The organism is Allomesorhizobium aridi, assembly GCF_043769475.1.
Lineage (GTDB): Bacteria > Pseudomonadota > Alphaproteobacteria > Rhizobiales > Rhizobiaceae > Allomesorhizobium.
The window spans coordinates 2927486-2950813 of record NZ_CP171729.1 but is presented as its reverse complement, the minus strand read 5'-3'; the positions used below and the strand labels follow the sequence as shown (position 1 = coordinate 2950813).

Sequence of the window (23328 nt, the reverse complement as noted above, 5' to 3'; positions counted from 1 at the left end):
TCTGATGGCTGAAATCGCCGAGTTCGAGCCGGACGTGAAAGTCCGCAACAGGGAATACAAGATCGGCTGCATCGGCGCCGGCATGATCATGGCTGAGTGCCATCTGGCGGCCTACAAGGAAGCCGGGTTTCCGGTCGTCGCGATCGCCTCCCGTACCGAAGCCAATGCGCGAAAGGTCGCCGAGCGCTGGGGCATTGCGACCGTCCACGACACGCCCGAAAGGCTGATCGAGGACAGCCAGGTCGAGATCATCGACCTGGCCTTTCCGCCCGACCAGCAGCCGGCGCTCATCCGGCATGCGTTGAAGCAGACGCATGTCAAGGCGATCCTTGCCCAGAAGCCGTTGGCCCTGTCGCTCGGCGAGGCGATCAAGCTCCGGGACGAGGCGAAGGCCGCCGGCAAGATCCTCTCGGTCAACCAGAACATGCGCTACGACCAGTCGATGCGCGTTTTGAAGCAGATCATCGGGCAGGGCGCGCTCGGCGACATTATCTTCGCGCAGATCGACATGCATGCGATCCCGCACTGGCAGACCTTCCTCGAGGATTACGACAGGCTGACGCTCGCCAATATGAGCGTCCATCATCTCGACGCGCTGCGCTTCCTTTTCGGCGACCCTGACGAGATCACGACGCTGACGCGCAAGGATCCGCGCACCCGGTTCGACCATTCGGACGGCATCACCATTTCCACCATGAAATTCCCGTCGGGCGTCATGGCCGTGTCGCTGGAGGATGTCTGGTCCGGGCCGCGCCAGGATGGATACAAGGACGACCAGCACATCACTTTTCGCGTCGAGGGCACCGAGGGCGTAGCCCGCGGCACGATCGGCTGGCCGACCGGCGCGGCTTCGACGCTGAGCTACGCTTCCGCGCGCACGACCGGCGGCGAGTGGGTGACGCCTGCCTGGGATACGATGTGGTTCCCGCACGCCTTCATCGGCGTGATGGAGCAACTGCAGCATGCGGTCGCCACAGGAACGCCGCCGGCGCTCTCCGTCGCCGACAACGTCAAGACCATGGCGCTCGTCGAAGCCGGCTACCGGTCCATCGCCGAGGCCCGTACGGTCAGACTTTCAGAAATCGCGATCAACTGAAGCCACATTCGGGAGGAGTTTCACATCATGATGCAAGCCGGTATTTTTACGGGATACTTTCCCTACAGCCTGGAGGAGACCGCCAGGAAGATCCGCGCGCTGGACTTCAACACCGTCCAGCTCGACCTGCACTTCAAGGACGTCGATCTTTCGGCCGGCCAGATCACCAGGGAGAAGGCGAAGCAGGTCCGCGACGTGTTCCGCGACCACAACCTGCCGATCTGCTGCATCTCCGGCTACACGAACATCATCCACCCGGACAGGGGCGAGCGCGACAGGCGCGTCGGCTATCTCAAGGAGATCATCAGGAACGCCCGCTTGTTCGGCTCGCCCTACGTGATCTCCGAGACCGGCACCTACAACACCGAGTCCGACTGGGTTCACCACCCGAAGAACAAGACCGAGGAAGGTTTTGAGGAGTGCCGGAAGGTCGTCGCCGATCTGGCCCAGACCGCCTACGACCACGGCGCGGTGTTCCTGCTCGAAACCTATGTCAACAACGTCGTCGGCTCGGTCGAGGAGACGGTAAAAATGTTCGCGCAGGTCGATCACCCGGGTCTTGGCCTGCTGATGGACCCGACCAACTATTTCGAGACCCACAACATCGACAGGATGGACCAGATCCTGAACCAGGTCTTCGACACGCTGACCGACAAGATCAGGATCGCGCATGCCAAGGACGTGAAGCGCTCCGGCGACGACAAGACCGAGAAGCATGCCGACATCGGCGACGCCGACGCGCTGGAGAGCCACACGTTCCGCGGCGTGGGCGAGATCGAGCTGCCGGCCCCCGGCCTCGGTTCGCTGAACTACGATCTCTATCTGCAGCGGCTCGCCGAAAAGCACCCGAACATCCCGGTGATCATCGAGCACCTGTCGGAAGACGACGTGCCGCGCGCAAAGAAGTTCCTCGACGGCAAGTTCCGCCAGAACGGCCTCTGAAACCAAGTGAAAGGGAGGAATGACGTGATGTTGAAATCAACACTGAAATTCGCGGCTGCTGCGCTTCTGGCCTGCGCCGCCTTTGCAACGCCGGGCCACGCGCAGGAAGAGAAAAAGACGTTCTACCTGCTGTCGCATGGCGGGCCGTCTGACGCCTTCTGGCTTGACTGGAATGCGGGCGCGACCAAGGCCTGCGAACAGTTGAACGTCACCTGCAACATTTCCTTCTCGGGCGGCGACATGGCGGCCCAGAAGGAGGCGTTCAACTCGGCCATCGCCGCCAAGCCTGACGGCATCGGCACCACCTCGGCGCAGCCGGGTCTCTGGAACGCCGAGGTCAAGGCGGCCAAGGATGCGGGCATTCCGGTCGTCTTCTTCAACACCGACGACACGGCGACCGGCCGTCAGGCCTATGTCGGCGCGGATCTCCGCCAGGCCGGCGTGACCTGGGCGAAGTACCTGGTCGACAACAAGCTGGTGAAGCAAGGCGACACGGTGTTCCTGCCCGTCGAGGTGCCGGGCGCCAGTTATCAGCAGCTCGAGACGGAGGGCATCGCCAGCATCTTCGATCCGCTCGGCGTCAAGTACGACGTGGTCGACGCGGGGACCGACCCGGCCGGCATCATCGCCAAGATGAGCGACTACATGCTCGCCAACAATCCGCCGGCGATCATCGCGCTCGGCGACTCGGTTGCCGCGGCCGTCCGCAAGGTGTTCGACAATGGCGGGATCAAGGCCAGCTCTATCCCGGTGGTCGGCTGGGGCAATTCCAAGGATGTCGCCGAAGCAGTGCGGGACGGCTACTTCAATGCCGCGGCGTGGCAGTTCCCCTCCGCGCAAGGCTTCATGCCTGTAGCGCTGCTCAACCTTGCCGCCTCCGGCGAGCCGATCGGCTACGACATCCAGACGTTCAGCCTCTACGATAAGTCGAGCTACGAGCCGATACTCAAGCTCTATGGCGAGTGAGCCTGACAGCGGCTCCGACAGAGGACGAATATGGATACGGTCATGACGGCGGTAACGGAAAGAATGGAAGGGCGGGGAGACAGGTGGCGTCGCCTGATGGCGACGCCACAGGTTGCCTCGCTGATCATCCTTGCAATCGTGCTGGCGGGATTTTCGATCGCCAATCCCAACTTCCTGTCGCCGCTCAATATCTCCAACATGATGGCTTTCCTGCCGGAGCTGGGGATCATGGCGCTCGCCATGACGCTCCTGCTCACGGCCGGCGAGTTCGATCTCTCCGTCGGCGCCGTCTTCGCGCTCGGACCGGTGCTTGTCATGCTGCTGGCACAGACTGCCGGCGTGGACATCGGCCTTGCCCTGCTCGTCGGGCTCGTGGTGTGCATCGCCATCGGCGCGATCAACGGCATCATCGTCACCAAGATCGGCATCTCGTCCTTCCTGGTGACGCTGTCGATGCTTCTGATCGTGCGCGGAGTGGCGCTCTACATCACCCAGGGTTTCCCCCTCAAATCGTGGAACGAGCCCGGCATCTTCGTTACGCTCCTCGCGGGCAGCTTCGATGTCGGCCCGTTCCGGCTCTACACGTCGCTGTTCTGGTTCATCGGGCTGACGCTCGTCTGCGCCTACGTCCTGAACCGGTCCAAGGTCGGCAACTGGATCAGCGCCATCGGCTCGAACCGCAGTGCGGCGGTGGCGCGCGGCGTGCCGGCCGACGCCGTCAAGATCTGGCTGTTCATCACCGCTTCGGTGCTTTCAGGCCTCGCCGGCATGATCAGCGCTTTCCGGATTTCCGCCGCGTCGCCCGTTGCCGGCACGGGCTACGAGCTGGAAGTGATCGCCATGGTGGTGGTCGGCGGCACCGCGCTTACCGGCGGGCGCGGCACCATTCTGGGCACCGTCGTCGGCGCCTTCATGCTGCGCGCGATCCGCAACGGGATCGTTCTGATCGGCGTGCCGGGCCTCGCCTTCAACATCTTCGTCGGCGCGATCATCCTCGTAATGCTGATCCTGCACGCGATGATCCAGAGACGGAGTGTGCGGCGATGACGGCTGAAGTCCTGCGCCTGGAGCACGTGCGCAAATCGTTCGGCAGCGTCAACGCTCTGCGAAGCGCGTCGCTGACGCTTCGCGAAGGCGAAGTCGTCGCGCTTCTGGGAGACAACGGCGCCGGCAAGTCGACCCTGATCAAGGCGATCTCCGGCGTGCATCCGGTCGATGGCGGCGACATCTACGTCCGGGGTGAAAAAGCGTCGATCCGCTCGGCGCGCGATGCGATCGATCTCGGCATCGAGACGATCCACCAGGACACGTCGCTTGCGCCCGACCTTTCGATCGCGCGCAACCTGTTCCTCGGCCGCGAGCCGGTGAAACTGCCTTTCCTGGGCGTCTTTGCGCCGCTCGATTTTCCGGAACTGCGGCGCGCCGCATCGGCCTTGCTGCGGCGGGTCGGCATCTCCAAGAAGCTCGACGCCGATGCGCCGGTCGACACGCTCTCGGGCGGCGAGCGGCAATCGATCGCCATTTCGCGGGCGATGCAATTCGCCGCCAAGGTAATCATCCTCGACGAGCCGACCAACAATCTCGGCGTCGAGGAGACCCACGGCGTGTTGCGGTTCGTCAAGGAAGTGCGCGACGCCGGCCATACGGTGCTCTTCATCACGCACAACATCCATCACGTCTTCCAGGTGGCGGATCGCATCGTCGTCATGCGCCGCGGCGAAATCGTCGCGGAACGCGCCGTCGAGGACACCGACCTCTTGACGGTCGAGAGCCTCATCATGGGCGTCGACGTATCGACACTCGTCAAGGAAGCGAAGGCGCACTGATGGTTCAGCTCTACGGACAGACGCTGACGCGCAGGCAGGTTTCGGAACGGTCCGGAATGCTCTCGCAATTTGCCGGCGTGCGCGTGATGACGCTCGGCGACGGGGTCGAGCGCGGCATACGCATGCTTGAGTTCCGGACCGGCAGCGGACTTCGGTTCACCGCGCTGGTCGACCGGGCGCTCGACATCGCCGACTGTGACTACAAGGGCCAGGCGATCGGCTGGCATTCGCCGAGCGGGTTTCGCCACCCGGCGCTGCATGAGTATGAAGGCGAGGGCGGCTTCTCCTGGGCACGGTCGTTTTCAGGTCTGCTCCTGACATGCGGCCTGGACCACATCCTCGGCCCCGAGGAAGTGCCCGCCGACAATTACAACTATCCCGGCAGGAAGAGCGTGCGCCATTCGCTTCACGGGCGGGTCAGCACGATTCCGGCGCGGCTCACCGGCTATGGCGAGCGCTGGGACGGCGACCGTTGCGTACTTTGGGCGGAAGGCGTCGTGCAGCAATCGGCGGTGTTCGGCGAGGACCTTCATCTCCATCGCCGGATCGAGGCGGAGGTCGGCGGCAACGAGATCCGCATCTCCGACCGCGTCGTCAATCACGGCTTCGCGCGCACGCCGCACATGTATTTCTACCATGTGAATGTGAGCCATCCTCTGGTCGACGAAGGCTCGCGCTATCTGGCGCCGGTCACGGATGTGGTCTGGGCGGCCCATGCTGGCGAGGCCTATAGCGCGCAGGGCGTGGGCTACCGCACGCTGCCCGCGCCGCGCATGAATTTTCGCGAGCAGGTCTGGCAGCACGAGCTTGCCGCCGACGCCGACGGCCTGGTTCCGGTCGCAGTGGCCAACGACCGGATCGGCCTCGGCTTCGAGATCGTGACCCAGAAAAATCAGCTTCCCTGCATGTACCAGTGGCAGAATTTCCAGGCCGGCCAATATGCCATGGGGATCGAACCGTCGACGCATCATGCCCTTGGCAACACTGCTGCACGCGATCGCCGCGAGATGATCTGGCTCGAACACGACGAGTCCCGGTCCTACGAGGCGACGTTCAGGGTTCTCGACGGGCAGGCCGAGATCGACGAGGCCGAGCGCCGGATCGCGTCGATCGCCAAACAGCCGGAGGAGGATTTTCCGGCGCCGTCGGGCAGGTTCCCCAAGCTTGCCGAAGGACCGCGGTCATGAACCGAAAAGAGACCGGCAGGAGAGCGGGCATTAGGGAGAGAAGCGGGAGGAGGACCGGCAAGGACAGGACGGAAGGCGGATCTTGGAGAAGACAATGACCACCGTGGAAAAGAAGAAGCGCGATTACAGCCTCGTCGGCGAAAGCACGCGTATGGCGATCGAAACCGGTCTTGCCTCGGCCGAGTGGTATCACACCGAGGTGTCGCGCAAGGTGATGAAAGAACTGATGCAGCGTTCGGACGGGCCCGCCATCCGCGACACGATCGTCTGGCTTGGCGTCCTTCTCGTCTCGGCGGCTGGCGCGATCGCCTTCTGGGGCACGTGGTGGTGCGTGCCGTTTTTCCTCGTTTACGGCGTCTTCTACGCCTCGGCGAGCGACTCGCGCTGGCATGAATGTGGCCACGGCACGGCGTTTCGCACGCGCTGGATGAACGATGTCGTCTATCAGATCGCCTCGTTCATGCTGATGCGCAATCCGGTGACCTGGCGCTGGAGCCATGCGCGACACCACACCGATACGATCATCGTCGGCCGCGACGCCGAGATCGCCGTCATGCGGCCGCCGGACCTCCTGAAGGCGGCGCTGACGTTCACCGGCCTCCTGGATTTCCGCTATTCGCTGCCGACGCTCTTCCGCAACGCGTTCGGCAATCTTTCGGCCGACGAGAAGAGCTACATTCCGGAGATGGAGTGGCCTAAGGCAATCGTCGCCGCCCGCTGGCACGTAGCGATTTACGTCGCGACGGTGGCGCTTGCCATCGCCGTTGGGTCGTGGCTGCCGCTGATGCTGGTTGGCCTGCCGCGCCTCTACGGCACCTGGCATATGGTCATGACCGGCCTGCTTCAGCATATCGGCCTGGCCGACAATGTCGTCGACCACCGGCTGAACACGCGCACAGTCTATATGAACCCGATCAGCCGGTTCATCTACTGGAACATGAACTACCATGTGGAGCACCACATGTTCCCGATGGTCCCCTATCACGCGCTGCCCCGGCTGCACGAACTGATCAAGCACGATTTGCCCGAGGCGAATCCCTCGATATGGCACGCCTATCGCGAAGTCTGGCCGGTGCTTCTCAAGCAACTGAAATACGAGGATTTTTTCCTCAAGCGCGACCTGCCGCCGACGGCGCGGCCTTATCGCGGCGAATTCCATGACGTGACGGTATCGGCCGCCGCCGAGTAGTCCCCCGACCAACAATCCCGACGCCCGACCATGAAGCGTCTCCCGAGACCGATGGAATGAGAATATGCCTGAATGGATCGTGGCGTGTGCCGTGGACGACGTGGACGAGGAGGATGTGATCCGCTTCGACCATAACGGCCGGACGTTTGCCATCTACCGCTCGCCCGATGATGAGTTCTTTGCGACCGATGGTCTTTGCACGCACGAGAAGGTGCATCTGGCGGACGGGCTGGTGATGGACGACATCATCGAATGCCCGAAGCACAATGGCCGCTTCAATTACAAGACCGGGGCCGCCAGGGGCGCGCCGGTCTGCGTCAACCTCCAGACCTATCCGGTGAAGGTGGAAGCCGGAAAGGTCATGATCGAGATCGGCGGCCGCGATGGCTGACGCGGGAATGGTCATCGTTGGCGCCGGCGAAGCCGGCACACGGGCCGCCTTCGCGCTGCGCGAGGAGGGCTATACAGGACCTGTCAGCCTGATCGGCGCCGAGCGCCATTTGCCCTACGAACGCCCGCCTCTCTCCAAGGATGCAATGGCTCTGACCGGCGCAAGCATGAAAGCTATCGTGGATGCCGGGCGCTTCGAGGAAGCGGGCATACGGCTCGTGCTCTCCGCTGCCGCAATCTCCATCGACCGCGCGGCCCATAAGGTCCTGCTGGAAAGCGGTACTTCCCTTTCATATGACAGGCTGCTGCTGGCGACGGGCGCTCGTCCCCGCAGGCTGGCGATGGCGGAAAACTCGCGCCAATGCGTCTATCTCCGGACCCACGATGATGCCGAGGCCATTCGCGCGCACCTGCGCCCTGATGCCCGCATCGCGGTGATTGGCGGAGGCTTCATCGGCCTGGAGCTGGCTGCGGCGGCGCGGATGCGGGGCTGCGCAGTCACGGTGATCGAGGCTGAGAAGCGTCTCCTCACGCGCGCCGTGCCTGCCGAAGTCGCGGCGGTCCTGCATGAGGCCCACACAAAAAGCGGCGTCGACATACGATGCGGCGCGGCGATCACCGCCATCGGCGACCATGGTGACGGCGTCTCCATCGCACTGGCCGACGGCGTTTCGGTCGACGCCGACGCCTGCATTATCGGCATCGGCGCGATCCCCAACACCGAGCTCGCCGAATGTGCAGGGCTGGCGGTCGAAAACGGCGTCCGCGTCGATGAGCGGATGGCGACATCGGATCCGCACATCTTCGCCGCGGGCGACTGCTGTTCCTTTCCGCTTGGCGTCTATGCCGGTAGGCGGGTCCGTCTTGAAGCCTGGCGCAATGCCCAGGACCAGGGGAATTTGGCCGCCCGCAACATGCTGGGCAGGCAGGAAGATTTCGCGGCAATTCCGTGGTTCTGGTCGGATCAGTTCGATCTATCGATCCAGATCGCAGGGCTCGTCGACGAGGGCGTCGAAACCGTCCGCCGGGAGATCGGAGAGGGCGCGTTCATCCTGTTCCACCTCGCAGCCGACGGCAGGCTCGTCGCAGCAAGCGGCATCGGACAGGGGAATGCGGTCGCCCGTGACATACGGCTGGCCGAAATGCTTATCGCCAAAAAGGCGAGGCCGCCGCGCGACAAGCTGGCGGCTGCCGAGACCAAGCTGAAGACACTGCTCGCCGCGTAAAGGGGAACGAATATGAGCCGCACCAGACCGACCATCGCCGACCTGCGCGCAATGAAGGGCAAGCGCCAGCTCACCATGCTGCGCGTCATGACGCTTGAAGAAGCCGAGGCCGCCGAGCGGGCCGGAATCGATATCGTCTCGATCCCGCCCGACCTCCTGCTCGACCCCCGGTACCGCGACGCCGCTCCAAGCCTCTTCTCGATGCCTGGGGACAATTTCTACGAAATCGGCACCGCTGACGATTTCCTGCGCTGGGCGTTCAAAATGTATAAGGCGAGCGCCGACGCCGTCTATTGCAGCGCGAGCTACGCAACGATCAAGCGGATGGCGGATGAAGCCATCCCGGTGATCGGCCATGTCGGCCTGATACCGTCGCGCCGGACCTGGACCGGCGGCTGGAAGGCGGTTGGCAAGACCGCCGAAAGCGCGCTCGAAATCTTGGCCGCGGTCCGGCATCTGGAGGAGGCGGGCGCCTTCGGAGCGGAGATCGAGGTGGTGCCCGTGGAAGTCGCCGCCGCCATCTCGGAGCGCACATCGCTGTTCATGATCTCCATGGGGGCGGGCACGGGCTGCGACGCGCAGTATCTCTTCGCCGAGGACGTGCTCGGCCAGAACCGCGGACACATGCCGCGCCACTCCAAGGTCTACCGCAACTTCGCAGCCGAACTCGATCGGCTGCAGGCGGAGCGCGTCGCGGCCTTCCGGGAATTCGTGGCCGATGTCGAGAGCAAGGCCTTTCCGGAAGCCAGCCACGTCGTCCACATGGACCCCACCCAGTTGCGCGTCTTCATGGACAAGATCGACAAGCGCTGAGCGCCCCCGGTACCGTTAAGCCATTGGCCAGACATCAAACTAAGTGACGCCACCAATCCTTATTTCCGCATTGTTCGAAATTATCTTGACTGCCCGTACTGGCCCGTGTATTCCTATTTCCATGAAACTCGAAAAAGTAGCCATCCAGCTCGAAGCACTGGGCAATCCGACGCGGCTCCAGCTCTACCGCATTCTGGTCCGGGCGGGCGACGAGGGCCTCCCCGTCGGCCGTATCCAGGAGAAGCTCGACATCGCGGCGTCGACGCTCTCGCATCACCTCAAGCGGCTGGTGGACACCGGCCTTGTCACGCAGGAGCGGCAGGCGACCACGCTGATCTGCCGCGCCCATTATCCCGGCATGCAGGCCCTGATCGGCTATCTCGCCGACGAGTGCTGCGCCGACGGCACGTGCCCCCCGGTGGCGAGGGAAGTGGTCGCATGACGCCCTTTTTTGGCCCACTAATTCGAAAATGCTAGAAGGATCGAATCTATGAACATGATGGTTTCTGCCGATCTTCCCGTCGCCGTCATCGGAGCCGGTCCTGTCGGCCTTGCCGCGGCCGCGCATCTCGTCGAACGCGGCATCCGCCCGCTCATCTTCGAACGCGGTGCGGGCGTTGGGGCGGCACTCCTCGAATGGAGCCATGTCCGGGTCTTTTCGCCGTGGACCTACAACGTTGACATGGCTGCGCGCGCGCTGCTCGAGCGTTCGGGTTGGAGAGCGCCCGACCGCGACGGCTTGCCTACGGGCGGCGAGATCGTGCGGGACTACCTTGCGCCGCTGGCGGCCCTTCCTGAGATCGCTCCGAACCTGAAGCTCGGAACTTCCGTCACCGCCGTTACGCGGCTGGGACATGATAAGATTTCGAACCGGAACCGCCAGGAATCGCCATTTGTCGTCCAGTACGAAGACGCCGCCGGCGAACACCGTGTCCTGGCGCGGGCTGTGATCGATGCTTCGGGAACGTGGTCGCGGCCCAATCCGATCGGCGTCGACGGCTTGGCCGTTCCCGGCGAGCAGATGGGGGCAGGGCGCATTGCCTACGGCATTCCCGACGTCACTGGCGTCCTGAGGAGCGACTACGCGGGCAAGCGTGTGCTCGTCATCGGCGGCGGGCATTCGGCTATCAACGTGGCGTTGGCGCTGATGGAACTGCAAGGCGAGGCGCCGGACACCGAGATATTCTGGGCGCTTCGCAGGAACGGCGTGGAAAAGCTCCTCGGCGGCGGGTTGAACGACCAATTGCCCGAGCGTGGCGCGCTTGGCCTGGCCGCCAAGCAGGCGATAGATCGCGGTCGGCTGAACATGCTCGCGCCGTTCGCCGTCGACCGCGTCGAGACGACGGGTGACAGCCTCGCGGTCGAAGCCACGCTGGCAGGCGAGCCGTTCAGCCTTTCGGTCGACCGTATCGTCGTCGCGACGGGCTTCCGCCCGGACCTGTCGTTCCTCGGCGAACTTCGCGTCGCGCTCGACCCCGTCGTGGAAGCGCCGCCGGCACTGGCTCCCCTGATCGACCCGAACTTCCATTCATGCGGCACGGTGCCGCCGCACGGCATCGAGGAACTCGCGCACCCGGAACCCGGTTTCGTGATCGTCGGGTCGAAGTCCTACGGCCGCGCGCCTACATTCCTGATGGCGACGGGATACGAGCAGGTTCGCTCGGTCGTCGCCGAGATTGCCGGGGATCATCGGGCAGCCCGCGAGGTGCGGCTTGCCTTACCCGAAACCGGAGTGTGCAGCGCGGAGGGCATCACCGGTGCTTCCGGCTGCTGCGGCGGGCCCGCCCCCGTGGAGGTTGACGCCTGCTGCGTGAAGGACGCAGACGCCAAGGCAAAGGGCGCGGCCGGCTGCGGGTGTGGAACCGCGAACAAGATTGAAGCGAGAGAACTAATAGCGGAAGGCTCCCATGCCTGAGCGGCCTGTTCCCGCAAGTGCGATCTGGGCGCTCGGGCTGACCCAGATCATCGGCTACGGCACGCTCTACTACAGCTTCTCGATCCTCGCGCCGGCGATGGCCAGGGAATTCGGACTCTCGGAAGGCTGGGTCTTCGCCGCTCTGTCCGCCTCGCTTTTCGCAGGCAGCCTCTTTGCGCCCATCGCCGGACGCTGGGCAGACCGGTTCGGGGCGGGACGCATCATGACGGTCGGCTCTGTTGCGGCAGCGCTCGCGCTGGCGCTATGCGCCCTTGCTCCGGGACGAACGACGTTCGTCCTCGCGCTGCTGGCGATGGAGCTTTCCTCCAGTTTCGTCCTCTACAGCGCGGCCTTCGTGGCGATCGTGCAGATCGCCGCGCCGCGCCCCCAGCGCAGCATCACGCACCTGACGCTCATCGCCGGATTCGCCTCGACCTTGTTCTGGCCGCTTACCTCGGCGCTGCACGATTATCTGACGTGGCGCGAGGTCTACCTCGTCTTCGCGGCGCTCAATCTGGGACTTTGCCTTCCGATCCATGCCTGGCTTATGTGGCTGTCTCGCCGGAACGGGGCAGAACCGCCCCGGGCCGACGAATTCTCCCCGGCCGTCGAAGCGGTCGCGAAACTTGACCCGCGGCACCGCCAAGCCGTGTTTCTGCTGATGCTGGCGGGATTCGCGATCGAGGGCTTCGTTCTCTCGGCGATCCTGATCCACATGGTGCCGTTGACCGCAGCACTTGGGCTTGGAGCGACAGGCCTCGCCGTCTCGGCCTCGTTCGGTCCCGCGCAGGTCGCCAGCCGCCTGATCAACATGCTCTTCGGAGGGCGGCTCTCGCAGACCTACCTTGCTGTGGTCGCTGCGTCGCTGCTCATGGCCGGGCTGTGCATGCTTCTGGTGACCACGCCATGGGCGCCGGGCGCCTTCCTGTTCGTAATTCTGTTCGGCCTGGGTTCCGGCCTGACCAGCATAGTCGGCGGCACCTTGCCGCTTGAGCTGTTCGGGCGAAATGGCTACGGCGCCCGCCTCGGATGGGTCAGCGCCGCCCGTCAGTTCACATCGGCCTTCGCGCCGTTCGTATTCGCGTTGATGATGGCACGGGTCTCCGTGACCGGCGCCCTTTGGGTCCTGGCAGCGACGAGCGCGAGCGGCGTTGTCGCCTTCCTCGCAATCGTGCTGGTTAATCGGCATGACAGTCGCGTAGCCAGCGTCGGCAAGAACAGGGAAGCCTTTGCGTTTGCGGAGGAACCTGCGACGGTAAAATACGCGCCGAGCCCCGAATGAGAAACCTGGACCGTTTGGCCGGCAGGGTCGATCAGATCCGGCTAGTGCTGGGCAGGGCGCTGCGATAGAGACTGACCCTGGCCAGCAACGGCCAAAAGCCGACTATCGAACTGCCGAGAGGAAAGAGTGCCGGTAACGAGCGAAACCCGAGGCGTCTTCACAATAGCGCCGACGCCGTTCGAGCCCGACGGCCGCATCGACTGGAGTTCCGTCGATCGCATGGTCGATTTCTACGAGGAATGCGGCGTCGACGGCATGACCATCCTCGGCATCATGGGCGAGGCTCCGCAGCTCGACGCCTCGGAGGCGCTGAATTTCGTCGAACGCGTCGTCAGGCGCACCAGGGTTCCGGTCATCGTCGGCGTGTCCGCACCGGGTTTTGCGGCCATGCGCAGCCTTGCGCGTTCGTCGATGGAGGCCGGCGCGGCAGCCGTGATGATCGCGCCGCCGCCGTCACTGCGGACCGACGACCAGATCGTCGCCTATTTCCGCCAGGCCTCGGAAGCGGTGGGCGGCGACGTTCCCTTCGTGCTCCAGGACTATCCCCTGACGCTGACCGTCGTGATGACGCCATCGGTCATCCGCCGCATCGTTACCGACAATCCGGCCTGCGTGATGCTCAAGCACGAGGATTGGCCCGCGTTGGAGAAGATTTCGACGCTGCGGGCCTACCAGAAAGACGGATCGCTGCGGCCGCTCTCCATCCTCACCGGCAATGGCGGGCTTTTTCTCGACTTCGAGATGGAGCGCGGCGCCGACGGCGCCATGACGGGCTATCCCTTTCCCGACATGCTGGCCGATGTCGTGCGGCTGTCGGCTGCGGGCAAGCGCGACGAGGCGCATGATTTGTTCGACGCCCATCTGCCGTATATCCGCTACGAACAGCAGCAGGGGGTGGGGCTCGCCGCGCGGAAATACGTCATGATGAAGCGCGGCGCGATCGCCAGCAACGCAACGCAAGCCCGGCAGCGCCTTGACGGAGAAGGCCCGCGCGGAGATCGACTACCTGCTTGCCCGCATCGCGAGAAAAGATGCGCGCGCGGCAATTCCGGGCGCGCCATCTGCTTGATCGACCACGAGTAAGGCTGGCGGCCCGTCCAGGTCTGGCTGCTAACGCTCCGAAACTACTGCATGCCCATGAACTGGCGCAGCTCCGGCGTCTTCGGCGCGGTGAAGACGTCCTGCGGCGCGCCGATCTCGTGGACGCGGCCCTGATGCATGAAGACGACGCGCGAGCAGACGTCGTGGGCAAAGCGCATCTCGTGGGTGACCATCAGCAGCGTCATGCCGTCGGCAGCGAGTTCCTTGACCACGGCCAGCACCTCGGCGACGAGTTCGGGGTCGAGCGCCGAGGTGATCTCGTCGCACAGGAGCGCGATCGGCTGCATGGCGAGTGCGCGCGCGATCGCAACGCGCTGCTGCTGGCCGCCGGAGAGCTGCTCGGGAAAGGCGTCGAACTTGTGGGCGAGCCCGACGCGCTCCAGCATCCTCCTTGCCATGGCCTCGGCTTCGGGCTTCGGCGTCTTCTTCACAACCATCTGCGAAAGTATGACATTGCCGCCGGCGGTCAGATGCGGGAACAGATTGAACTGCTGGAAGATCATGCCGACCTTGAGCCGCAGCGCCTTCAGGTGGACCTCGTCTGGCAGGAGCTGCGCGCCGGCGACGACGATCGAGCCGTCGTCGATGGTCTCCAGCCCGTTGATGCAGCGCAGCAAGGTCGACTTGCCGGAGCCCGACTTGCCGATGATGGCGATAACCTCGCCCGGCTGAACGTCGATCGAGATGCCCTTCAGCACCTCGTTGTCGCCGAAACGCTTCTTCACCTCAGTGATTGCGATGAGCGACATTGAGCTTCCTTTCCAGCATCTGGCTCGACTTCGATAAAGGCCAGCACAGCGCGAAATAGATCAGCGCGACGAAGCCGTAGACTATGAATGGCTGGAACGTGGCGTTGGTGACGACGGTGCCTGCCTTGGAGAGTTCGACGAAGCCGATGATGGAGGTTAGCGCGGTGCCCTTCACGACCTGGACCGAGAAGCCGACGGTCGGCGGCACGGCAACCTGGAGCGCCTGCGGCAGGATCACCCAGCGCATCTGCTGGACATAGCCCATGCCGAGCGATGACGAGGCCTCCCACTGCCCCTTGGCGATCGATTCGACGCAACCGCGCCATATCTCGGCGAGAAAGGCCGCGGTCCAGAGCACCAGCGCCACGCCGGCGGCGAGCCAGGCGGGAACGTCTATGCCGAACAGACCGAGGCCGAAGAAGGCGAGGAAAAGCTGCATCAAAAGCGGCGTGCCCTGGAACAGCTCGATATAGCCCTTGGCGAACAGGCAGGCGATACGGCTGGCGCCGATCCTGAGGAACAGGAGCAGCGCCCCGACGATGCCGCCGCCGACGAAGGAGACCAGCGACAGCGCGATCGTCCAGCGAGTGGCCAGAAGCAGGTTGCGCAATATGTCCCAGAGCGTGAACTCGACCATTAGGCCCTCTTCTTCGGGAACAGCGCCCAGCCGAGGCCGGACAGCGCCTGGCGCAGCAGGATGGCAAGGGCGAGATAGATCAGCGTCGAGACGAAATAGGTCTCGAAGGCGCGGAAATTGCGCGACTGGATGAAATTGGCGGCGAACGTCAAATCTTCCGCCGCGATCTGCGACACGACCGCTGAGCCCAGCATGACGATGACGATCTGCGAGGAGAGCGCCGGCCAGATGCGCTGCAGCGCCGGGATCAGCACCACATGCCAGAAAGTCTCAAAGGGCGTCATGGCGAGGCTGGCGCCGGCCTCGAACTGGCCGCGCGGGGTGGCCTGGATGCCGGCGCGGACGATCTCGCAGCTATAGGCGCCGAGATTGACGATCATGGCGAGGCTGGCGGCGGTGAGTTCCGACATCTGGACGCCGAGCGAGGGCAGGCCGAAGAAGATGAAGAAGAGCTGGATCAGGAAGGGCGTGTTGCGGATCAGCTCGACGTAGCCCGCCACAACCGGTTTCAGCCAGCCGGGACCGAGCGCCCTGACCCAGGCGCAGGCCGTGCCGAGCGCAACGCCCAGCACCGCGCCGACAAGGATGAGCTGCAGTGTGATGCCGATGCCCTTCAGGAGCACCGGCATGTAAGGCAGAAGCCAGCCGAAATCGAACTGGTAGGTCACCGCGCGATTCCTGCCGCCTGTCCTTACATTTCGGCCGGAAGGTCGAGCTTCAGCCATGCCTGCGAGATGGCGTTGAGGCTGCCGTCGGCCTTGGCGGCGGCAATGATCTCGTTGACTTTGGCCATCAGCGCCGGCTCGTTCTTGTTCATGCCGATGTAGCAGGGCGAGTTCTTGATCAGGAACTTCATCTCCGGGCGCTTGGGCGGGTTCTTCTCGAGGATTGCGGCGGCGACGACATTGCCCGTCGCGACGACGTCGACCTGGCCCGAAAGGAAGGCGGAGATGGTGCCGTTATTGTCCTCATACCGCTTGATGTTGGCGTCGGCGGGCGCGATCTTGGTCAGCTCCAGATCCTCGATCGCGCCGCGGGTGACGCCGACCGTCTTGCCGCTGAGATCCTCGGCCTTTGCGACTGCGACGTCGGCGGGTGCGAACACGCCGTTGAAGAAGGGCGCATAGGCGTTGGAGAAATCGATCACCGCCTCGCGCTCGGCGTTCTTGCCGAGGCTGGAGATGACAAGATCGACCTTGCTGGTCTGGAGGTAGGGAATGCGGTTGGCGCTGGTGACCGGCACGATCTCGACCTTGGCGCCAAGCTTTTCGCCGATCAGATTGGCCATGTCGATGTCATAGCCGCGCGGGGCCATGTCGGTGCCGACGCTGCCGAAGGGCGGAAAGTCCTGCGGCACGGCGATGCGGACGGTGCCGCGTGCGGCAATGTCGGCCAGGGCGTCGGCACGTGCGACGGTGGCGTCAGGCAGGGTCAGCCCGACGACGGCCGCGCCCAGGATCGCGATGAAGATTCTGCGGTTCATGATGATTTCCCTTTGCTGGTCCGCGTAGGGAAGCAACAGGCATGCCAAAGGCGCGCAGCCGGGATTCGCGGGCGGAACCGGCTTATGCGCGCCTGCCTTTTTCATCGAAATCGAGCGTTTGCCTAAATAACGTGCAGTGCAGTGCCGGAAAGAACCGCGCTCGGTCGGCTGGACAGTCTCAGGCTTTCAACAGTTTCCGCCGATCCACCCGCTACTCGCATCGGCAGCTTAATTCTTGTCCACCGGCTTCGACCGCATGCGCGAAACCGTTTCGCGCTCGGCGCGCTTGCAGCGCATCGGCGGCAGGCCGCGATCGATCAGGTCCATGTCTTCCAGCACCATGTCGCCCATGCGCTTGAAGGCGATGTCGAGCGCGCCGGCCCGGTGGGCGGAGCGGAGAAAGCCGGGCAGCGCGCGCACGGGATGATCCTGCGCCAGCGGCTCGTCCGGAAAGACATCGCTGGCCGCGACGATGTGGCCATTCCTCACGCTTTCCATCAACGCGTCGAAGTCCACGACGCCCGCCCGGCTCAGCAGAATGAAGGCTGCGCCCTTGCGCATTTTCGCGAACGACGTCGCGCCCAGGAACCCCTCGTTTTCGCTGGTGACCGAGGCGACGACGAAAACAAAGTCGCTTGTCGAAAGCACCTCGTCGAGCGAAGCGGGCTGGACGCCGTGCTCGATCAGGACCGAGGGCGGCAACCAGGGGTCGAAGGCTTTCGTGCGTGTACGAAAGCCGGATAGAAGACGGTTCAACGCCTTGCCCAGATCGCCGAAGCCGACAATGCCCACATCCGCGCCGGCCAATAGCCGTGCGGTTCGGTTGCCGTCGCCGCCCCACAATTCCTTGCCCTGCCGGAAGGCTAGGTCGGCATCGACAATGCCGCGGGCCAGATTGAGGGCCATGGCGAGGCCAAGCTCCGCCACGGGCTCGGCGAACACCGCGCCGGTGGTCACGACATGGATGCCACGCTGAAACAGCGTCTCATAGGGCATGTTGTCGATCAGATTGCTCTCGACGTTGAACACGCAGCGCAAAGCCTTCATCCGCTCGAGCGCCTCCGGCGCGATAGGCGGCTGGCCGACAATGTACCGGGCCTCGGCCAGCATATCGGCCGGGAGAGCCGCGACGCCTTCGGGCGTCGTCTCCACGATGCGGTATCTCGATCGGAAGGTCGCCAGCGCGTCGGCGGTGAAAATGAGGTGGAGCGTGCGTGGCTCGGGCGCGCTGATGGCCAGCGGCTGCGTTGCATGTGACATCTTCTGCTCCCGATGGGCCTTGCCGGACCCTGTGTCAAATATTCGGGGGCGTTATGGCAGTGCGCCGGTCGCGCGGCAATGTCATGCCGATCTCGAAACCGGCGCCACTGCAATGGGTGCGCAGGAGTTTCGAACCACCAGCCTGCCATGCAACGTCAGCAGCCGCGGCGCTGCGGGCGCCGTTCCGTTCAATCGCTCCAGCAGCAATCGTGCCGCCTGCTCGCCGATCGCTTCGACCGGCTGCGCCACGGTGGTCAGCCGCGGGCTGAACACATCGGCCCACGGAAAGTCGTCCATCGATGCGACCGAAATGTCGGCCGGACATTCAAGACCCATGTCGCGGATGGCGCGCATCGCGCCGATCACCATCAGATTGTTGGCCGAAAACAGCGCCGTCGGCCGTTCGGGCGCGGTCAGCAGTTCCATGGCGGCCCGATACCCGTCGGCTTCGCGGAAATTGCCCTCGCGCACCAGGCCCGGCTCATAGGGAATGCCAGCCGCTGCGAGCGCGTTCCGGTATCCGACGAGGCGGTCGCGGCCGGTCGATTTGCCTGAGGAGCCTGAAAGATAGCCGATGCGGCGATGGCCGAGCCCGAGCAGATAGTTCGTCGCGTCGGACACTGCCTGCGCATTGTCCAGCACGACGGCGTCTATGTCGAGTTCGTCGCACGTGCGGTCGAGCAGCACCACCGGCTTGCGGGTCGATTTGACGAGGCGCTTCATGATCTCGTCCTCGCCTGCCGGCGCAATGATCAGGCCGTCGACCATGCGGTCGAGCATCAGCTTGATCTGCTCGTCCTGCATGGCGGTGTCTTCTTCGTTGCTGCACAGCATGACCGCATAGCCGGCCTTGTTCAGCACCTTCTGGATCGACGCGACGACATCCATGAAGAACGGGTTGCGGATGTCCGCGACCATCAGCCCGACGGTGCGCGTTGCGCCGGTCTTCAGGCTGCGGGCGATCGCATTGCGCTCGTAGCCGATCTCGCTGATCGCCGCTTCGATGCGCCGCGTCAGCTCGGCGCTGACGTTGGAGGTGTCATTGATGAAGGCCGAAACGGTGGCGATGGAAACGCCGGCGGACCGCGCCACATCGATCATCGTCGGTGCGCTCGATCTGCCTTCCTGTCGCCTGTTTTCGCTCATTTTTCGAAACGTTTTGCCAACCCGTCGATGACAGGACTAGGAAGAATATAGCCGAAACGCAAGCTTTTCTATCTGGATCATCAAAAGCCGCACGTGACTTTCGCTGTCCGCGTTGACAACGCCGAAACGTTTAGATTAGCGTTGGAGCCTCGTTGGCAACGTGGATGGGAGGCCATTGTTGTGATGATGGATCTCATTGGCGCGTCCGGAACCGGCAGCGGTCGCCCGCAAGGCGGCCCGCTGCTCGTCGCTGCCGGCATCAGCAAGCATTTCGGCGGCATCGCGGCGCTGACCGACGTCCATTTCGATCTGCGGCCGGGAGAAATCCACGCCCTCATGGGCGAGAACGGCGCCGGCAAGTCGACGCTGATGAAGATCCTCTCCGGCGTCTATTCCGACTATGCAGGGCGCGTCGAACTCCACGGCAGGACGGTCGAATTTGCCAGCGTCCGGCAGGCGGAGGCGGAGGGCATCGCCATCATCCACCAGGAGCTTAACCTGGTTCCCGAGCTCACCGTTTCCGACAACATCTTCCTCGGCCGCGAAAAGCGCATCGCCGGACTGATCGTCGACAGGAAGGCCGGACGGGCCGCGGCGCGCGAACTCCTGAAACGGCTCGGCATCGATCTCGACCCGGATGCGCGGGTGGGCAGGCTGCGCGTGGGCGAGCAGCAGCTCGTCGAGATCGCCAAGGCGCTGTCGCTCTCGGCGCGTATCCTGATCATGGACGAGCCGACATCGGCGCTCTCTCCGGCGGAGTGCGAGCGGCTTTTCAGGATAGTCGGGCAGCTCGCGCGCGACGGCGTGGCGATCGTCTACATCTCGCACCGCCTCGACGAGGTGATGCATCTCGCCGACCGCGTCACCGTCTTTCGGGATGGCCGGCACGTGCTGACGAAGGACATCGGCGAACTCGACCAGGACAGGATCATCTCGGCCATGGTCGGTCGCGCCTTGCTGGCCGCGCACCATGCCGAGGGCGGCACGCGCGGCGAGGTCGTGCTTTCGGTCCGCGATCTCACCTTGCGCAAGCCGTATCGCAGCGGCTGGCGCCAGGTTCTGCATCCGGTGAGCTTCGATCTTCACGCCGGTGAGGTGCTCGGCATAGGCGGCCTGCTCGGCTCGGGCCGAACCGAGATACTCGAAGCGCTTTTCGGCTCGTCGGTCGGGCAGGCGGACGGCCAGATAATCCTGCGCGGCGAGGCTGTCAGCATCCGTTCGCCGCGGGACGCGCGGCGGCTCGGCCTGGCGCTCGTCACCGAGGATCGCAAGACGCAGGGGCTGCACCTGCAAGCCTCGATCACCGACAATGTCGCGCTGCCGCTGGTCGGGCGGCTTGCGCGGTTCGGCGTCCGGTCCTTCGCCCGAGAGACAGCTCTGGCGCGCGACGCCGTCAAATCCCTCGGCATTCGTTGCGGCAGCGTGGAGCAGGCCGCCGGAACGCTTTCGGGCGGCAACCAGCAGAAAGTGGTGATCGGCAAATGGCTCGGCACGCGGCCGCGCGTGCTGCTGCTCGACGAGCCGACCCGCGGCATCGATGTCGGCGCCAAACGCGAGATCTACGACCTGATCTTCCGGCTTGCCCGCGACGAGGGCCTGGCGATCATCGTCGTCAGCTCCGAACTACCGGAGCTGCTGCTTTTGTCCGACCGGATCCTCGTGATGTCGGAAGGCCGCCAGCGGGGCAACGTCGAGCGCGCCGACGCAACCGAGGAGCGGATCATGCAGCTTGCCGCGCCGTACGGCGGAAAGGCGGCCGCATGAGCGTCCTGCACCTCATCTCGCGCACCAAGCTCTACTGGGGGCTGATCGCGATCTTCCTGCTCGGGGTGCTGAGTTCGCCGGTCAGTTCCAAGGGCAATAACATTTTCCTGTCCTACGGCAATCTCCTCGACGTGCTGCGCCAGGTTTCGATCACCGGGCTGATCGCAACCGGCATGACAGCCGTGATCATCACCGGCGGCATCGATCTCTCCGTCGGCTCGCTGATGGCGATCGCCTCGGTTGTGTGTGCGATGCTGCTGACGGTGGAGGGCGGCACTCCCGCCGCGGCGATGGGCCTGCCCATGGCCGGCATAGTGGCGCTCGTCATCGGCTTTGCGGTCGTGCGGTTTGTCTTCGCCAACGTCCAGAAGGCGCAGTCCGGGGGCGCTGCCGGCCGCGAGCAGGCGCTCGACAGGACGCGCGGCCTGCTCATCCCGCTTGCAGCCGGAGCCGCACTTGCGGCGCTGCTGCTCTGGTATCTCATGCCGCAAGTCTCGACGAAGTTCGGCGTGCTCGGCGTGCTGATCGTCGCGCCGTGCGTTGGGCTGTGCTTCGGCGCCATCAATGGCTTCCTCATCGTCGGCGGGCGGCTGCAGCCCTTCATCGTGACGCTTGCGATGATGGTGACGGCGCTCGGCATCGCGCGGCTGACGGCTGGGCAGAACAATGCTGTGCTGCCGGTCTACACCGGCTCCAACGCCGTTGCGGAATTCGACAATCTCCGCTCGCTGGTGTTCGGCGTCATTCCGATGCCGGGCATCTTCTTCATTGCCGCTATCGCGATCTATGCCGCGGTGCTGCGCTTTACGCCGTTCGGCCGTTATGTCTACGCGATCGGCGGCAACGAGGAGGCGGCGCGGCTTTCCGGCATCGATTCCGGCAAGGTGAAGATCGCGACCTATGCGGTGTCGGGCCTGCTCGCCGGCGTCGCGGCCGTACTCTACGTGGCGCAGTACCGGCAGGGCAAGCCCGACGCCGGCGCGGGTCTCGAGCTCGACGCCATCGCGGCTGTCGTCATCGGCGGCACCAGCCTGATGGGCGGCCGCGGCTCGATGGCGGGCACGTTCTGTGGCGTTCTCATCTTCGGGCTGCTGTCGAACATCCTGCAGCTTCACAACATCAATTCGAACCTTCAGCTCGTGCTGAAAGGCCTGATCATCGTCGGCACCGTGCTGGTCCAGGAACGCAACGCTGCCGACCTCCTGAGCTTTCTGCGCCTGCCAGCTTTCCGGTCCGCGCAAAGGACGCGTCCGCCGAACGGCGGCCGCAGCAAGAAGCAACAGTTCATAACCGTGGAGGAAACGTCGAATGAAACGCCGTGATTTCGTGGGGCTCACAGTCCTCACCCTTGCATTCGCCTCGAGCACCGTCCTGCTGGGCGGCAGCGCCGAGGCCCAGGAGAAGAAATGGACCATCGGGTTCAGCCAGGCCACGACCATCGAGCCGTGGCGCGCGCAGTTCAACAAGGACATCATCGCCGAGGCTGCGAAGCACCCCGAGGTCGAGCTCATCATCACCGATGGCGAGGACAAGACCGAGAAGCAGGTTGCCGATGTCGAGAACCTGATCCGCCAGGAAGTCGATGCACTGCTGGTTTCGCCGAAGGAATCGGCTGGCCTCACCGGCGTCGTCCAGCAGGCGATCGACGCCAAGATCCCGGTCTTCGTGCTCGACCGCAATGTCGAGACCGATCAGCACACGCAGTTCGTCGGCGGCGACAACAAGCTGATCGGCCGCGCGGCCGGCGAATACGCAGTCGAGCTGCTCGGCGGCCCCGGCAAGGCGCAGGGCAACATCGTCGAGATCTGGGGCGGCATGGGCACGCAGCCGGCGCATGACCGCCATGACGGCTTCCATGAATTCACCGACAAGGAGCCGGGCATCAAGAACCTGCTCGACCAGCAGTCGGGCGACTGGAAGCAGGACCAGGCCTACGACATCATGGCGACCGCGCTGCGCAGCAACGAGAAGATCGACGTCGTCTACGGCCACAACGATCCGATGGCCTACGGCGCCTATCTCGCCGCCAAGGACGCCGGCCGCGAGAAGGAGATCAAGTTCATCGGCATCGACGCACTGCCTGGCGAAGGCGTGACTTGGGTGAAGAATGGCGAACTGACCGCAACCTTCCTCTACGCCACGCCGGGCGCGGAAGGCCTGCGCCAGGCCATCAAGCATCTCAATGGCGAGAAGGTGGAAAAGGCGATCACCTTGCCGACCGAAAAAGTGACCGCCGAGAACGCCGAGGCGATCCTCAAAGAAAAGGGCATGTAGTCCCCGACTGCCGGGCGGCGGTTTCCGCCGCCCGGCAGCATGCCGACTTCGACTTCGGCCGAGATCGACACCCGGCTGCTGC

General features: G+C 64.4%; 21 protein-coding genes and 2 pseudogenes. 17 read left to right on the top strand and 6 right to left on the bottom strand.

Annotated features, from left to right (window positions below; all coding sequences use genetic code 11):
- The first annotated feature begins 4 nt into the window (after nt 1-4).
- The 14 genes and pseudogenes from ACG873_RS16495 to ACG873_RS16430 all read left to right on the top strand — a co-directional run bounded on the left by ACG873_RS16495 (nt 5) and on the right by ACG873_RS16430 (nt 13901).
- The gene (locus ACG873_RS16495; RefSeq protein WP_394893112.1) at nt 5-1096 is read left to right on the top strand and encodes a Gfo/Idh/MocA family protein; all 1092 of its coding nucleotides are present in this window, start codon (nt 5-7) and stop codon (nt 1094-1096) included.
- A gap of 27 nt (nt 1097-1123) precedes the next feature.
- A complete protein-coding gene (locus tag ACG873_RS16490; protein WP_394893110.1) occupies nt 1124-2038 on the top strand; it encodes a sugar phosphate isomerase/epimerase family protein in 915 nt (304 codons plus the stop codon).
- 27 nt (nt 2039-2065) lie between these two features.
- On the top strand, nt 2066-3004 hold the full coding sequence (locus ACG873_RS16485; RefSeq protein ID WP_394893108.1) for a substrate-binding domain-containing protein: 939 nt from the start codon (nt 2066-2068) through the stop codon (nt 3002-3004).
- A 42-nt stretch (nt 3005-3046) separates the two neighbouring features.
- Nucleotides 3047-4051, top strand: coding sequence for an ABC transporter permease (locus ACG873_RS16480; protein ID WP_394893106.1), 1005 nt, complete (start codon nt 3047-3049; stop codon nt 4049-4051).
- Nucleotides 4048-4830: an ATP-binding cassette domain-containing protein gene (locus ACG873_RS16475; RefSeq protein WP_394893105.1), complete on the top strand. Its 783-nt coding sequence runs from the start codon at nt 4048-4050 to the stop codon at nt 4828-4830. Before ACG873_RS16480 ends, ACG873_RS16475 begins: the two co-directional genes overlap by 4 nt.
- Nucleotides 4830-6017 carry an aldose 1-epimerase family protein gene (locus ACG873_RS16470; protein WP_394893104.1) on the top strand — a complete coding sequence of 396 codons (1188 nt, stop codon included), beginning with the start codon at nt 4830-4832 and terminating at the stop codon, nt 6015-6017. Before ACG873_RS16475 ends, ACG873_RS16470 begins: the two co-directional genes overlap by 1 nt.
- Nucleotides 6018-6111: 94 nt before the next feature.
- The gene (locus ACG873_RS16465) at nt 6112-7206 is read left to right on the top strand and encodes a fatty acid desaturase family protein (RefSeq protein ID WP_394893103.1); all 1095 of its coding nucleotides are present in this window, start codon (nt 6112-6114) and stop codon (nt 7204-7206) included.
- Nucleotides 7207-7270: 64 nt separating this feature from the next.
- The gene (locus ACG873_RS16460; RefSeq protein ID WP_394893102.1) at nt 7271-7597 is read left to right on the top strand and encodes a MocE family 2Fe-2S type ferredoxin; all 327 of its coding nucleotides are present in this window, start codon (nt 7271-7273) and stop codon (nt 7595-7597) included.
- Nucleotides 7590-8822 (top strand): NAD(P)/FAD-dependent oxidoreductase, encoded by a 1233-nt coding sequence (locus ACG873_RS16455; RefSeq protein ID WP_394893100.1) that lies wholly within the window; start codon nt 7590-7592, stop codon nt 8820-8822. Before ACG873_RS16460 ends, ACG873_RS16455 begins: the two co-directional genes overlap by 8 nt.
- Nucleotides 8823-8834: 12 nt before the next feature.
- Nucleotides 8835-9635 (top strand): 3-methyl-2-oxobutanoate hydroxymethyltransferase, encoded by an 801-nt coding sequence (locus ACG873_RS16450; RefSeq protein ID WP_394893098.1) that lies wholly within the window; start codon nt 8835-8837, stop codon nt 9633-9635.
- A gap of 121 nt (nt 9636-9756) precedes the next feature.
- Nucleotides 9757-10077, top strand: coding sequence for an ArsR/SmtB family transcription factor (locus ACG873_RS16445; RefSeq protein WP_394893096.1), 321 nt, complete (start codon nt 9757-9759; stop codon nt 10075-10077).
- A 54-nt stretch (nt 10078-10131) separates the two neighbouring features.
- Entirely contained in the window at nt 10132-11550 is a 1419-nt protein-coding gene (locus ACG873_RS16440) for an NAD(P)-binding domain-containing protein (RefSeq protein WP_394893558.1), read from the top strand.
- Nucleotides 11543-12832: an arsenite efflux MFS transporter ArsK gene (arsK, locus tag ACG873_RS16435; RefSeq protein WP_394893094.1), complete on the top strand. Its 1290-nt coding sequence runs from the start codon at nt 11543-11545 to the stop codon at nt 12830-12832. Before ACG873_RS16440 ends, arsK begins: the two co-directional genes overlap by 8 nt.
- A gap of 126 nt (nt 12833-12958) precedes the next feature.
- Nucleotides 12959-13901 (top strand): annotated as a pseudogene (locus ACG873_RS16430) (dihydrodipicolinate synthase family protein).
- A 55-nt stretch (nt 13902-13956) separates the two neighbouring features.
- Here the strand turns inward: ACG873_RS16430 and ACG873_RS16425 are convergent.
- The 6 genes from ACG873_RS16425 to ACG873_RS16400 all read right to left on the bottom strand — a co-directional run bounded on the left by ACG873_RS16425 (nt 13957) and on the right by ACG873_RS16400 (nt 19163).
- Nucleotides 13957-14682 (bottom strand): amino acid ABC transporter ATP-binding protein, encoded by a 726-nt coding sequence (locus ACG873_RS16425; RefSeq protein WP_394893092.1) that lies wholly within the window; start codon nt 14680-14682, stop codon nt 13957-13959.
- Nucleotides 14660-15319, bottom strand: coding sequence for an amino acid ABC transporter permease (locus ACG873_RS16420; RefSeq protein ID WP_394893090.1), 660 nt, complete (start codon nt 15317-15319; stop codon nt 14660-14662). The genes ACG873_RS16425 and ACG873_RS16420 overlap by 23 nt, the downstream gene beginning before the upstream one ends.
- The gene (locus tag ACG873_RS16415) at nt 15319-15987 is read right to left on the bottom strand and encodes an amino acid ABC transporter permease (protein ID WP_394893089.1); all 669 of its coding nucleotides are present in this window, start codon (nt 15985-15987) and stop codon (nt 15319-15321) included. The genes ACG873_RS16420 and ACG873_RS16415 overlap by 1 nt, the downstream gene beginning before the upstream one ends.
- A gap of 23 nt (nt 15988-16010) precedes the next feature.
- Entirely contained in the window at nt 16011-16805 is a 795-nt protein-coding gene (locus ACG873_RS16410) for a transporter substrate-binding domain-containing protein (protein ID WP_394893557.1), read from the bottom strand.
- A gap of 225 nt (nt 16806-17030) precedes the next feature.
- Nucleotides 17031-18062, bottom strand: a complete 1032-nt coding sequence (locus ACG873_RS16405; protein ID WP_394893088.1) for a hydroxyacid dehydrogenase — start codon at nt 18060-18062, stop codon at nt 17031-17033.
- An 81-nt stretch (nt 18063-18143) separates the two neighbouring features.
- Nucleotides 18144-19163, bottom strand: a complete 1020-nt coding sequence (locus ACG873_RS16400; RefSeq protein WP_394893555.1) for a LacI family DNA-binding transcriptional regulator — start codon at nt 19161-19163, stop codon at nt 18144-18146.
- Between the two features lie 228 nt (nt 19164-19391).
- Between ACG873_RS16400 and ACG873_RS16395 the strand changes: the two genes are divergently transcribed.
- The 3 genes and pseudogenes from ACG873_RS16395 to ACG873_RS16385 all read left to right on the top strand — a co-directional run bounded on the left by ACG873_RS16395 (nt 19392) and on the right by ACG873_RS16385 (nt 23246).
- Nucleotides 19392-20972, top strand: a complete 1581-nt coding sequence (locus ACG873_RS16395) for a sugar ABC transporter ATP-binding protein (RefSeq protein WP_394893086.1) — start codon at nt 19392-19394, stop codon at nt 20970-20972.
- A pseudogene (locus tag ACG873_RS16390) lies at nt 20969-22284 on the top strand (ABC transporter permease). Before ACG873_RS16395 ends, ACG873_RS16390 begins: the two are co-directional and overlap by 4 nt.
- Nucleotides 22281-23246 carry a substrate-binding domain-containing protein gene (locus ACG873_RS16385; protein WP_394893084.1) on the top strand — a complete coding sequence of 322 codons (966 nt, stop codon included), beginning with the start codon at nt 22281-22283 and terminating at the stop codon, nt 23244-23246. The pseudogene ACG873_RS16390 and the gene ACG873_RS16385 overlap by 4 nt, the downstream one beginning before the upstream one ends.
- Nucleotides 23247-23328 lie beyond the last annotated feature (82 nt).